The 13,506-nt window shown below is 24.5% G+C and carries 14 protein-coding genes; 1 reads left to right on the top strand and 13 read right to left on the bottom strand.

Annotation, left to right across the window (positions count from 1 at the left end):
- Positions 1-42: 42 nt before the first annotated feature.
- The 6 genes from SCANT_RS01345 to SCANT_RS01320 are packed head-to-tail and all read right to left on the bottom strand — an operon-like array spanning position 43 to position 4,360.
- A complete protein-coding gene (locus SCANT_RS01345; RefSeq protein WP_053945933.1) occupies positions 43-759 on the bottom strand; it encodes a YebC/PmpR family DNA-binding transcriptional regulator in 717 nt (238 codons plus the stop codon).
- Positions 760-805: 46 nt separating this feature from the next.
- Positions 806-1,423: a deoxynucleoside kinase gene (locus tag SCANT_RS01340; RefSeq protein WP_053945932.1), complete on the bottom strand. Its 618-nt coding sequence runs from the start codon at positions 1,421-1,423 to the stop codon at positions 806-808.
- Positions 1,424-2,176, bottom strand: a complete 753-nt coding sequence (locus tag SCANT_RS01335) for a pseudouridine synthase (protein WP_144416868.1) — start codon at positions 2,174-2,176, stop codon at positions 1,424-1,426.
- Entirely contained in the window at positions 2,173-2,733 is a 561-nt protein-coding gene (gene scpB / locus SCANT_RS01330; RefSeq protein WP_053945930.1) for an SMC-Scp complex subunit ScpB, read from the bottom strand. The genes SCANT_RS01335 and scpB overlap by 4 nt, the downstream gene beginning before the upstream one ends.
- 20 nt (positions 2,734-2,753) lie before the next feature.
- Positions 2,754-3,494: a segregation and condensation protein A gene (locus SCANT_RS01325; protein ID WP_053945929.1), complete on the bottom strand. Its 741-nt coding sequence runs from the start codon at positions 3,492-3,494 to the stop codon at positions 2,754-2,756.
- A gap of 20 nt (positions 3,495-3,514) precedes the next feature.
- Complete coding sequence (locus SCANT_RS01320) at positions 3,515-4,360, bottom strand: hypothetical protein (protein WP_053945928.1); 846 nt, start codon at positions 4,358-4,360, stop codon at positions 3,515-3,517.
- A gap of 126 nt (positions 4,361-4,486) precedes the next feature.
- On the opposite strand from SCANT_RS01320, the gene ispG reads away from it, so the two are divergent.
- Positions 4,487-5,560 carry a flavodoxin-dependent (E)-4-hydroxy-3-methylbut-2-enyl-diphosphate synthase gene (ispG, locus tag SCANT_RS01315; RefSeq protein ID WP_053945927.1) on the top strand — a complete coding sequence of 358 codons (1,074 nt, stop codon included), beginning with the start codon at positions 4,487-4,489 and terminating at the stop codon, positions 5,558-5,560.
- 10 nt (positions 5,561-5,570) lie between these two features.
- On the opposite strand, the gene SCANT_RS01310 is transcribed toward ispG, so the two are convergent.
- The 7 genes from SCANT_RS01310 to SCANT_RS01280 all read right to left on the bottom strand — a co-directional run bounded on the left by SCANT_RS01310 (position 5,571) and on the right by SCANT_RS01280 (position 13,477).
- Entirely contained in the window at positions 5,571-6,398 is an 828-nt protein-coding gene (locus SCANT_RS01310; protein ID WP_053945926.1) for an aldose epimerase family protein, read from the bottom strand.
- A complete protein-coding gene (locus SCANT_RS01305) occupies positions 6,391-7,902 on the bottom strand; it encodes a hypothetical protein (RefSeq protein ID WP_053945925.1) in 1,512 nt (503 codons plus the stop codon). Before SCANT_RS01305 ends, SCANT_RS01310 begins: the two co-directional genes overlap by 8 nt.
- Before the next feature lie 61 nt (positions 7,903-7,963).
- Positions 7,964-9,559, bottom strand: coding sequence for a hypothetical protein (locus SCANT_RS01300; RefSeq protein ID WP_053945924.1), 1,596 nt, complete (start codon positions 9,557-9,559; stop codon positions 7,964-7,966).
- Between the two features lie 161 nt (positions 9,560-9,720).
- On the bottom strand, positions 9,721-10,269 hold the full coding sequence (gene frr, locus SCANT_RS01295) for a ribosome recycling factor (RefSeq protein ID WP_053945923.1): 549 nt from the start codon (positions 10,267-10,269) through the stop codon (positions 9,721-9,723).
- Between the two features lie 15 nt (positions 10,270-10,284).
- Positions 10,285-10,998 (bottom strand): UMP kinase, encoded by a 714-nt coding sequence (gene pyrH / locus SCANT_RS01290; RefSeq protein WP_053945922.1) that lies wholly within the window; start codon positions 10,996-10,998, stop codon positions 10,285-10,287.
- A gap of 90 nt (positions 10,999-11,088) precedes the next feature.
- Positions 11,089-12,456, bottom strand: a complete 1,368-nt coding sequence (locus SCANT_RS01285; RefSeq protein WP_053945921.1) for an amino acid permease — start codon at positions 12,454-12,456, stop codon at positions 11,089-11,091.
- The gene (locus SCANT_RS01280; RefSeq protein WP_053945920.1) at positions 12,446-13,477 is read right to left on the bottom strand and encodes an alpha/beta hydrolase; all 1,032 of its coding nucleotides are present in this window, start codon (positions 13,475-13,477) and stop codon (positions 12,446-12,448) included. Before SCANT_RS01280 ends, SCANT_RS01285 begins: the two co-directional genes overlap by 11 nt.
- Between the last annotated feature and the right edge of the window lie 29 nt (positions 13,478-13,506).

The following is a 13,506-nucleotide window of genomic DNA, read 5'->3' as shown; positions in this document are numbered from 1 at the left end:
ACAAAAAAATCAATAGTTTAACTATTGATTTTTTTATAACTTTTAATTTTCAACATTATGATAAATTTCTTGTACATCTTCTAATTGATTTAATCTATCAATAAGTTTTTCAAATCCAGCTTTCACTTCACTATCTGTTAAATTAATCATTTCATCTGCTAACATAGTTGTTTCTGCTATATTGTAATTATTAATACCTGCTGAATCTAATGTTTTTTTTACTTGATTAAAAGAGTTGAATGGAGCATAAATTACTGTCATATTTTCTTCTTCAACAACATCATTTACTTCACAATCTGTTTCCATTAATAATTCTAAAGTTTCTTCAACATTTTTTTGATCAAATGCAAAAATACTTACTGCTTGAAATGAGTGAGATACTGCTCCACTATTTGCAATTTTTCCACCGTTTTTATTGAATGCATCTCTTATTTCAGCTATAGCTCTATTAACATTATTTGTAAGTGATTCAACAATTATCATTGAATTTCCTGGTCCATAACCTTCATATCTATTTGAAGTATAATTATCAGCATCTCCACCTTCAGCTTTTTTAATTGCTCTTTGAATTACATCTGCTGGAACTTGCTTAGATTTTGCTTTATCAATAGCACTTCTAAGAGCCAAATTTGAATCAGGATCTTTGCTACCACCTTTTGCTGCCATATATATTTCTTTTGAAGCTCTACCATAGATTGCTGATTTCATAGCAGCAGTTTTTTCCATACTTGCTTTTCTAACTTCATGTGCTCTTCCCATTTTAAAACTCCTTTTCTAAAACAATCTTTTAAATTTCACACTAATTTTATTTTATCAATTTAGGATTTTTTTCATATATTTTTTCCATAATAAAATTCATTTTTATATTTAAATCATCTGTTTCTGCATCAACTACTAAAAACTCAAACATATGTTTTCTTCTTTCAAAAAAATCATCATATTTCTTATTTAAAGTTTCTCAATATTGTCTTGGAGTATTCAACTCTTGACTTCTTCCTCTTTCTTTAATTCTTTGAATTGCTTTATCAGTTGAAACTTTTAAATAAATTACTAAATCAAATGTCGCTCTATGAGCTAAATTTGGAATAACTACATGTTCGTAAAAATCAGTATATGTTTTATAATCAACATCATTCATTGTTTTTAATTCATGATTAACTGCAACAAAAATTGGATCTTCTAAAATAGTTCTATCAAAAATAACATTTTCTAAAGATCTTGCTTCAATTAATTGTTGACTTCTTGCAGTAAGCATATATATTTGCATTTTAAATACATTTGCTTGCATATCCTTGTAATAATCATCAAAGTATGGATTATTATCAATTGGTTCTGGAAATATTTCATAACCTAGTCTTTTTGAAATTTCTTCACTAATAGTTGATTTGCCCGCACCAACTGTTCCAAAAATAGCTATTCTCATTTATTTACCTCTCTTAACCTTTAATGAATTATAAATTCCATAAAATTGTTTAATCTCGTGTGATTTTAGTTCTCTAAACTTACCTATTGGTAAATCATCAATTGTTAAAAACTCTATTTGAGTTCTTTTTAATTTTCTTAAATAAATATCTGCAGCAACTAACATTTTCTTTACGTGATGTTTTCTTCCTTCTGCAATTGTTAATTCAATTACAGATTCATCATATTCCTCATCATATTTCAACATTCTTGCTTGGATTGCTTTTGTTTTATAATCATCATCAATAATAACACCATCTACAAGTTTTTTGATTTGATACTTATGAACTTTTCCCTTACATAACGCTTGATATGTTTTTCTAAATTCATATTTGGGATGCATTACAAAGTTTGCAAATTCTCCATCATTTGTCATAATTAATGCTCCAGAAACATCATAGTCAAGTCTTCCCACAGGATATACTCTTAATTTTGAATCTTTAAAAAACTCTGCTACAGTCTTTCTATCCTTTGGATCATGCATTGTTGTTAACACTAATCTTGGCTTATTAAATAAATAGTAAACCTTCTCTTTATTTTCATCTAAATTTTTATTATTAATATCAATTTTTACATTAGTATCAAATTTTGAACCCATTTCTCTGATAACAGTTCCATTAACTTTTACTCTACCTTGTTCAATTAGTCTTTCTGCTTGTCTTCTTGAACAATATCCCCTAGTTGCTATTATTTTTTGCAATCTTTCTTCCATTATGAACCTCTATTAAAAATGTCTTTTTCTTCTTCTATTGCTTCTTTTAGTTTTGGTAACTCATCTAAGCTGTTTAAATTAAAATATTTTAAAAAATCATCTGTGACTTTATATAACATTGGTTTACCTACATCTTGGGATTTTCCAGCTTCTTCAATTAAATTTCTTAATTTTAATTTATAAAAGATTGTCTCACAATTTACTCCTCTAATGTCTTCAACATTAGCTCTTGATATTGGTCCCTTATAAGCAACTATTGAAAGAGTTTCAATACTTGCTGTTGAAAGCTTTGATTCAGTTTTTACATTTGCAAGTTTTGTATAATATTCTGCGTTTTCTTTTTTAGTAATTAATCTAAACTTATTTTTTGCAAATTTTTGAATGTTTAGTCCACAAGCTTTATCTTTACTATATCTATCAATTAATTTATCAATAATTTTTTCAATTTCACCAATATTACCTTCATTTAAAATAAATTGTAATTCTTCAATTGTTGTTCCTTCATCACCACTTAAAAATAATAAACCTTCAACAATTGCTATCTTTTTATTGTTATCCATAACTATCTCCTCTTATTAAATTAACTTAAATATTTTACAATAACTTCATCTCCATTTTGAGAAAGCGTTATAACTTTCTTGGCAGCTAAGTCTAGCACCGCCAAGAAAGTTGCTACCATCATTCTAATTGAAAATTCTTTTAATTCAATTAGTTTAGCCAAATCAATTTCATTAATATTATTATTTTTTAAAAATGACTTTATTTCTTCTGCAACTTCTTCAGGAGAAATATCAACTCTATTAATTGTATTAACTTCCATTCTCTGGAATTTATTTTTTTCAATTGCTCTTAGAAAAATATTTGAGAATTTTTCAATATCAATATTATTTTGAGCTAAAGGTAATTCATCATCATCAATTTTAGCTACTTTTATTATACTTTTTGTTTTACTAAAAGTTTTTAAAAAATCCTCTTGTTTAAGTTTAAAGAAATTTGTTACTTCCTTAATTTTATGATATTCCATTAATCTACGTATCAAGTCATCTCTTTCTTGTTCTTCATAGTTTGAATCAACTTCTACTTCTTCTTTTGGAATTAATAACTTTGATTTTAATTCAATAAGATAAGCTGCCATAACTAAATACTCACTTGCTATTTCAATATCTAATAATTCATACTCTTTAATATATGTTATATATTGTGAAGAAAGTTCTAATAAATTAATATCCATAATATTCATTTCTTTTTCTTTTATTAAATGAAGTAATAAATCTAGTGGTCCATTAAAATTATTTAGTTGTATTTCATTTCATTTATTCATAATGTCCCTCTTAAATTAAATTATTTTTCTACTCTTAATGATTCCAATGTTTCTTTGATTTGTTCATCTGATTGTAAGTATTTGTTTAATGCTAGCAATATTCTACCAATTATTATGAATAATAACTCTAATGAAAAGCAAATATTGTATTTATATGTCGGATCAACAAAATCATGTTCAATAGAATTTCTCAATCTTCTAATATAATGTCATGCTTTTGAATAAGTAACTCTTTCAATGATATCTGATAATTTTTGAAAGTCCTGAGCACTTTTTGCTAAAAAAGAAATATTTGGTAAAAAGTCATTTGAAAATCTTAGAGCATCACTAGAATATTTTGTAGGCTCTTTTTTGTAATATTTATCTTTTAGATGTTTTGCAATATAAGTTAATTTATCAAATATTGTATAAAGATATTTAAAACTTTCATTTTGTTGATGAAATTCAATTGAACTTACACTATATGAATCTTTAAAATTTTTTAAAGATTCATATTCTTTTGATTTTTCTAAAAAATACTTAAATATACTTTTTATCTCTACAAAAATAGAAAAATTAAAAATTCGCTCTTCCATAAAAATTGTTTTTTCAATTGCTCTTTTTATATTACTTGTATAATTATGAACATTTTCATCACTTAATATAATGCCACTAGCTTTTTTAAAAGTAATATCTAGATATCTTGCACTATTTTCACAATATTCAACTAATTTTTCAATAATTGCATCATTTTTGAAAAAAGTCTCATCGATATATTCTTGAATAACATCACAATATGAACTAAATTCTTTTTGAGATTCATATTCTTTAGAGGCAAGTTTTTTATTAATTTTAACTATATCTCTTAATGTAATTTTCTCTGACATGATTTTTACCCCTTACTGTATTAATTATACATAAAAATTATTTATAACCCCATTATCTGTACTAAAATTTAGTTTATAAAAGAGTGTATAATATTTTAGTAAAGAAAAGACAATTTGGTGAAATTTATGATAAATAGAATTAATACACGTAAAGTTATGGTTGGCAATATTGAAATTGGGGGCAATAATAATGTTGTTATTCAATCAATGACAACTTCAAAAACTCATAATGTTAAAGAAACTTTAAAACAAATAAATTCTCTTTATAAAGAAGGATGCCAAATAGTGCGTGTTGCTGTTTTAGGTATTGATGATGCCAATGCGCTTAAAGAAATTGTTGATAATTCTCCTGTTCCAATTGTTGCAGATATACATTTCAATTATAAATTTGCTCTAATAGCAGCAGATGCTGGATGTGCTAAAATAAGAATCAATCCTGGTAATATTGGTATTGAAGAAAACACAATTGCAGTTGTTGAAAAATGTAAAGAAAAGCAAATACCAATAAGAATTGGAGTTAATTCAGGAAGTTTGCCCAAAAAAATGGTTGCTAAATATGGGTGAACTGCAAAAGCAATGGTTGAATCTCTTAGAGAACATATTGAAATATTAGAAAAATATGATTTTAAAAATATAATTTATTCTCTTAAAGCAACTGACCCATTAATGGCAATTGAAGCCTATGAACTAGCTAGTGAAAATTGAAACTATCCTGCTCACTTAGGTATAACTGAGGCTGGTAGTTTATTAAATGGAGCTATAAAATCTAGTTTTGGTCTTGGTTATCTTTTACAAAGAGGAATTGGTAGCACAATTAGAATTAGTTTAAGTGAAGATCCCGTTGAAGAAATTAAAGTGGCTAAGAGACTATTAAACTCACTAGGTCTTTTTGAAAATATGGTCGAAGTAATAGCTTGTCCTACTTGTGGAAGATTAGAATTTGCTCTAAGAGAAGTTGTTAAAGAAGTTGAAGAATTTGTAGAAGAACTTCAATTCCCCCTAAAAGTAGCTATTCTTGGTTGTGTTGTAAACGGCCCAGGAGAAGCAAGTCAAGCAGATATTGGTATTGCTGGTGGTAATAAGGGTGGAATTATATTTAAAAAAGGAAAAATATTTAAAACCGTACAACAAGATATGTTAGTTCCAGAATTAAAGGAATTGATTATGGAATACTATGAGGAATGAAAAAAGATGCAATAGCATCTTTTTTTTAAAATTCAATATTTAATAAAAACTCTTTTTGTTCATCAGTTTTCAAAGTCAAAATTTCAGGTTTATCTTTTAATTCATTTGAAATTCTTTTTACTCTATCTGGTAAACCATTTCAATGCTCAACACAAATAAAATCACAACTATTATTTTCTCTTCATAAGACTAAATCCTTAAAATCATTAGTTTTAATCTTAAATTTTATTTCTCCACTATTTATATTTATATCTTGATTATTATAGTCATCTGTTATATAAGATTTGCTATCACTAAAATCCAAACTTTGATTTGTAAATTCTTTAATTTTAATATCTTTTTCAAGATTTAGAATAAGTCCATTTTCAAATTTATCTGAAAATAAAATAGGTTTTTCAATTTGTAAGTTTGACCTATTTAAAAATTTGAAACCTGGATGATGACCTATAGAAAAAAACATTTCTTCTGATTCTAAATTTTTTATAATTATATTTAAAAAGAAATTATTTTTATCTAAATATAATTCAATTGTCATTTTAAACTTAAATGGATAAATTTCATAAAAATCCTCTTTTGAGATATATTCAAGAGTAATTTTACTTTGAGAGTGTTCTATAATTTTTCAACTTTTTATTTCTTTGAAAAAACCATGTCTTTCAAGTTTAAGTAATTTACCATTATGTTCTAAATTTCCATTTAAGTTTCCACATATAGGAAATAAAATTGGTCAGTTTTTTTGTCAATTTGAACTTTGTTGATATATTATTTCTATATTTGATTTTTTAATACTTTTTATTTCAAAAGGATTAACTTCAAATATAACTTCAATTTCACTATTAAAAATCCTATTCATAATCTTGATTAATGTCCTCTTCTATTGCTTGTAAATTTAATTTGGTTTTTGTTTTTGTAATAACTCTTTTCTTAATTAACATTTTTAAATTTTTTGTGGCTGAATTATACTTATTATAGTCTGAAAATATTTTGTTGCTCATAAAATAAAATATTAATATTGAAATAAGTACAATTACACATGCAATAGAAATTATTAGAGTTGAGAAATTATCAAATGATCTTAATACCCTTTCAAATTCACCTGTCGTTGAATTATTTTTAAAAATAAATAATTGATTTAAATTAGAAAAATTTTTAAAAATAGTGACTTTTGAAGTAGATAAGCTATTTTGTGTAACTTCAACAATAAAATATGCTGCAAAAATTGAACTACCATATAAGCCTGTAACAGGATTTTTTTTGGCTCTATAATTTCAAAATACACAAGCTGAAAATAATGAGTAAATTATCTGATTAAAACAAATTCCAGTTATTATATTTAATAATATAAAAATGAATGGATTAGAAACAAATGCCATTATTGTATATGCTGAAAACAAAACAAACATATTAATATAAATTAAATATTTTTGTTCTATTATTTTTCTTAAAAACTTATAACTAACTATTGAAGCTAAAATTGTGGGAATTAAATAAACAAATTCATTAATTCTTAATCAAAGTAAAACATTTTCATCATTCAGATTTAAATTAGTTAAATTTAAAGCGATATATAGTTTTATAAACAGTGAATTATTAATTGCACTAGTTAAAGTTAATAAAAAAGCCAATGTATAAATTACAAAGAAAGTAAAATTATTTTTTCTAGGTAACTGGTCCAAAACCTCATTATCAAAAACTTGTACTAAATTTTTGTTTTCCTTAATTATTAAACTAACTATAAAACCTACAATTAACATAAGTATTAAAATTACATTAAATAAAATTGTTACAGCCTGGCTATTAGCAATCATATTTACATTACTAAAATAAATTCCTAAAGAAGATGAAAAAGAAATAAATATAAATGAAATTCAAACTGAAGGCATAATATATATTCTAAAAAAGCTTTGTTCATTTAAAAATAAAGTAAATAAAGTTGAACTTGCTAAACAAAATGAAAGCATTAAAGCTACAATTATTAAAATTCATAATGATAAATTTAAGAAACTAGTTAAGACTATAATCAAGACTAATAAAATACTACTTATTTGAATTCAAATCTTTCTATTTTGAATAATTCCTGTTGTAAACGTGGCAAGTGGTTTTAAAATAATTAAAAATAAAAAAGTTGAGAAAACACTAGCTAAAATAAAATTTGTAGAACTAATATTTTGCTGTAAATTTATTTGATTTTTTATTTCTACTCCTGCATAACCAGCTGCTGATCAAAATAGAATAGTTTGAATTAATCATAAGTAACTATCCTTTTGTAATTTTTCTTTTTTACACAAAAATACTATTGAAATAGTACAAATTATAAAAAGTATCGGAAATAAAATTTTTATATCTCAATGTTGCATTTTTGCACCTCAAATTATATTTTATTACAAAATAAAAGTAAAAAGTCATATAAATGACCTTTTAGTGTGAAATTTTTTGAGCATTTTCCTCTTTTTTAGAAACTACTACATTTAATTGCTGTTGATTAATTTTATTAATTTCTTTTTTAATTTTTTTAATTTCATTATGAACTTTTATTAAATAAACACTTGATTCATCATTATAATTTTGAATTGAATCAATTATCTCAACTTTATTCTCAAGTTGAAAGTTATAGAAAGCAATTTTTTTATATTGTTTATCACTAATAACTATTAAATAGAAAACTAAATAAATTAGAAATGCTAAAGCAAGTAATGCAGAAGTTACAACAAAAATCATATCTATTGCATTATTAGAAGCAATAGAAAATATTGCATTTAAATCAATTGTTTTATTCTCAACTCAATACATTGAAGTTTTTACAAATATTCCAACTAAAGGAGTAATAACCATTAATAATAATAAAATTATTAATCATAGACTCATTAATTTAAATTTTTTATAAATTTTAGAATTTTTTAAAGCATCCTGATTAAAATTTCTATTTACTCCAAATAAAGTATTTGTATTTTCAATATTATTATTATATTTTTCATTTAAACTATCTTGAAAGTTTTGTTGTTTATTGAAATTTTCAAATAATCTTTTAGTATTTAAAGGGCCAGTTTCTAATGTGTCAAAGTGTTTTTCATTAATTACTCTATTTGAACTGTCAGAAACATTATTTAACTTAAATTCTTTTTCTAAAGATTCTGTAAAATCATTTTTTAATTCTTCATTTGCACCAACATTTGCAAGATCTTTACTATCAATTTCTTTAGTTTTATCATTTTTACTAATTAAATTAGAGTTTAATTCTTTTAATATATAAGAGCTTCTTTCATTTAAAGGTTCAGATTGCAATTCTTTAATTAAGTAATTTTTGAACTTATCATTAGTATTATAGACTGTTTCATCTAATGATGAATTTTCTTTAATTTTCTTATTTTTATATTCTAATTCATGTTTTTGAAAATCTCTAATTTCTTGAATTCTATTAATTTCAGATTGCCTTTTTTCTGCTTGTAATTTTCTTGTAGGTATTATTTCAGCAGTTTTAGTGGCTACTTCTCCTACCATTTTAAGATTACTGAAAGTTTCACTAATTGGTGAAATATTTTCTAATGATGATTTTCGTCTTGGTGTTAAGTGTACTTTTGCTTCTGGTGTTTGAAAGTTTTCTACCAACATTGTAGTGTTTGTTTTATCAAATATGTTTATAGTTCCCTCATTTTCAAAATCATCACTTGGATATTTTTCAAAAATCACATCGTCCAAAGTAAAAGTATTTTCGCCAGTTAAATCGAATAAACTAATATCATCTGTTTCTTGTGTTGAACCTATTTCTGAAAATAAAGATTCAATATAACTAGTATCAGTAATTTGGTTTTGAGTTTCTTCTTTATTAACTACTTGTTTTGGTTTTAAGTGAATTTGTTGAACTTCTTGAGAATTAACTGTAATTATTTGTTTATCAATTAGATTTTTTAACTTAAAAAATTTAATGAAACTAGCATCAATTTGTTTTTCAATTATCTCTAATATTACGTAATTTTGATGATTATATGATACAACCATACCTATACTAAAGCCCATAGTTTACACCTCTAATATTTAGTATATATATAAAAAAATGTTTTACAACCTCACATTAATTTCTTTTTTATTGAATATTTTAAAGTACTTTAATTATAAAATGCCTTAAATTATGACTTTTTTACTTAAAATAAAAAAAAGCAAAAGCTTTTTATTAGTCGTTAAATTTTCATTAAATCATTTTCTTTATCTTTAGACAATTTATCTAACATTTCAATAAACTTATCAGTATGTTTTTGAACTTGATTTTCTAAATCTTTTTTAACATCTTCAGGTGATGAACTATCTTTTTTAATTTTTTCATTTGCATCTCTTCTTGCATTTCTAATTCTCACCTTAAAAGTTTCAAGCTCCTTTAACATTTTTTTAACTAAATCTTTTCTAATTTCTTCAGTTAAAGGTGGTATATTAATTCTTACTAAATCTGCTTCAGCAATAGGATTTAAACCTAAATCTGCTTTATTAATCCCTGCAACAACCGCTGCTACTTGACCTTTATCATAAGGTTTAATAACTAACTGTTGAGGTTCAGGAGAAGATACTTGTGATGTTTGGTTTAATGGAGTTGGAGTTCCATAAAAATCAACCATAACACTATTTAGCATACTTGCATTTGCTCTTCCAGTTCTAATTTTTAGTAAATATTCTTTGAAACTTTCAATTGTTTCTTGCATACTCATTTCAGTAATATCAATTATTTCATGTGACATATATTAATTCCTCTCTTATTTAATTACAGTGCTTTCTAATTCACCGTGTGCAATCTTTATAATATTATCTGCACCATTCATATCAAAGACAACAATTTCTAATTTACCATCTCTTGATAATGCTGCAGCAGTTGAATCCATAACTTGTAAGTTACCTGCAACTAAATCATTATGTGTTAATTTTTTTAAAAATTTTGCTTTGGAATTAGTATTTGGATCTGAATCATAAACTCCTTTAGTTCCATTTTTAGCCATCAATAAAGCATCTGCTTTAATTTCAATTGCTCTGATACTTGCTCCAGTATCAGTTGTAAAGTAACTATAACCAGTTCCTCCAGCAAAAATTGTTACATAACCTTCATCAAGTTTTTCTCTTGCATTTCTATAGTTATATGAACTTGTTACTGTTTTGATTTCTAATGATGAATAAACTTTAACTTTATCAAAACCTAATTTTCTTAATGTTGCTTCAAATGCTAATGCATTCATAATTGTTGCTAACATTCCCATATAATCTGCTTCAATTCTAAATAATTCAAGAGTATCTGCTAATTTACCTCTTCAAATATTTCCCCCACCAATTACGATTCCAATTTGCAACCCTTGATTCGTTAGTTCAATCACTTGTTTTGCAACTGCATCTAGTTTCTCTTTATCATAAATGTCTCCATTACCTTTTAAAGCTTCACCAGATATTTTCAATAAAACTCTTTTAAATTTTAATGCCATACTTACCTCGCTAGATAGATTATAACAAAAACCCATATTTTTTTTATAAAAATATGGGTTTTTTAATGATTTAATTTCTATATTATTAAATTAGCTTTCAATACTTTCTTTTTTTAAGTATTTTTCTTGTAAATAAAATTTTAAAAAACCTATAGGTACAATTAAAATCACAAATAAGATAACTAAAATAGGTTTTCAAATATCAGTCATACTTGTTGTACTTAGCATTAACATCATAGAACCAATAAGTGTTAATATACAAGTTAAATATGCAAAAGTAACAAATATTCAAAATAGCCAATTTTTATATACTTTCTTATATGAAGTTTCTTTTAATCTCAAATATACTACATTTGTTGTCATCAATATTTTTAAAGCACTTACGGCTAGTGAAAAATAAGCCAACAATTCTACAATTTGATTAAAAATTATATAAACTATTGCACAGCCCATTAATAATAACATTGCCATATATGGTTGATTTGATCATTTAGAAGTTTTTAAAAAAGGTTTAGATAAATCTTTTTCTTCTGCCATTTTATAAATTAATCTTGTTTGATATAAAAGAAAAGCATTAATTGAACCAATAAATAATAGAATTGCCAAAATATTAAAAGTCATTTTAGCTCAATATGGCAATTTTGAAAACGCCAATAAACCTTGATTTCCATTTGCCATTTCATCACCAGAACTAGCTAATGATAATAAAGCTATTCCATATATTAAGTAAATACTAATAACAACTATTACTCCACAAATAATTACTTTAGGTGTTGTTTTTTCTGGATTTTTAATTTCACCAGCAACATAGGTTGGCACTTCTGTTCCTGAATATGAAAACATTGTCATTGTTATTGCTGGAATCAATAATGAAGAAGAAATATATGCTTGGCCTAATCCTTGATTCATTTCTTTGTTACTTAACAAGCCATCAGTTGAACCATAAATTAATGCCAATATCATTACAAATAATATTGGTAGTGCTTTTATTACTAAAAAGACAATTTGACTTATTTGACTACTATTTTTTAAAAATATTTGTGTTCCTCCAATTAATAATAAAATTAAAACAGATATAGTTTTTAATAGATAAATATTATCACTTTTTGCCATACTCATAATAATTGTAGATAAAGCTAAACAACTACTTGCAATTGCAGTTGCTGATACAAATAATGTTAATACTCAACCAAATCAGAAACTCATAACCTTTCAATTTGCTCTTCTTAATCAACTATAAGTAGTTCCATTTTCTTGAAAAGAAATTGCTGGTTCTACCATTAAAAAAGTCTCGGGAAGAATAATTATTCCTCCAATAATTCAAGCTAATATCATTAATAGTGGATTATTACCAACCATCATAAAAACTTGATTAAAAGTAACAAGTAAACTTGAACCAATTGTTGCTGTTAATGTCAATGCAAGAACAGTTCAAAAACCCATCTTCTTATTTTTCATTTTTTATTTTCTCACTTTCTTTGGAAAAATCTAAGGTTCTATTTATGTATTCCTTATTATAATCTGTAATTACACTTACATGTTCAGAACCTATTGGTGTTCATAAACTACTCTTTTTATTTACTTCAAATGAGATTTTTTTATTATACATATCTAAACTCATTTCATAAGGTATAAATGTATCACCAATAGCATGTATAAAAAATATTGGTGTTTGATTATTAAGTTTCATATTTTTAATTAAATTATATTTATTTTGATTTGTTTTTGTAATTCTACTAAAGCGCTTTGTAAATCCTAATCCATTTAATCATCAAGCTTTTTTAAAAAAATTATTTTGAATATAATAACGATATTGATATTTGATATTACTAAATCCGCAATCAGCAATAACTCAACTTATTTCTTTTTTAAATAGACCTTTTTGAGAATATAAAATCGAAGTTGAAGCTCCCATACTATTACCTATTAAACCAATATTTTCAATATTATTTTTATTTTTTAAATCTATTATAATTTCATCTAACATTTCAATACTTGAATAACCAATATCAGTATAATTACCATAACTATCACCATGAGCAAAGGCATCAAAAGATAAAATATTATAACCTTTTTTAAAATAATGATAGACGAGTCTTAAAGCCAAAAATTTATCTTCGGTTCAACCATGCAAAGCAATAACTCAATTTTTACTGTTTGTATTTTTTGCTCTAATACAACTTATGTTTCCCTTTTCAGTAATCAAAGTATAGTGTTCAATATCTTTTTCTTTAAATGATTCTGCTTTTAAATTCATTTTTTTTAAATCTCAATAATGATACTCTAAGCAATTTAATTTAGATTTAATATTTGGGAATTCATTAAAATTTCTTTCTTTTTCTGACCTTGGATATATATAACAAAAATCTCTATATAATTTAAAACCTTTCTTTGATTTTAATAAAATTAGAGGAAGTAAAAGAATTGTAAATATAAGTTTCGCAAAGTTATATCTATATTTTTTAATTTTTTTTGACATAATTTTTTCCTCTTAAAATATTCTTTAAA

It is taken from the genome of Spiroplasma cantharicola (assembly GCF_001281045.1).
Taxonomy (GTDB): Bacteria; Bacillota_I; Bacilli_A; order Mycoplasmatales; family Mycoplasmataceae; genus Spiroplasma_A; species Spiroplasma_A cantharicola.
This window is presented reverse-complemented; position numbering and strand designations above follow the sequence as displayed.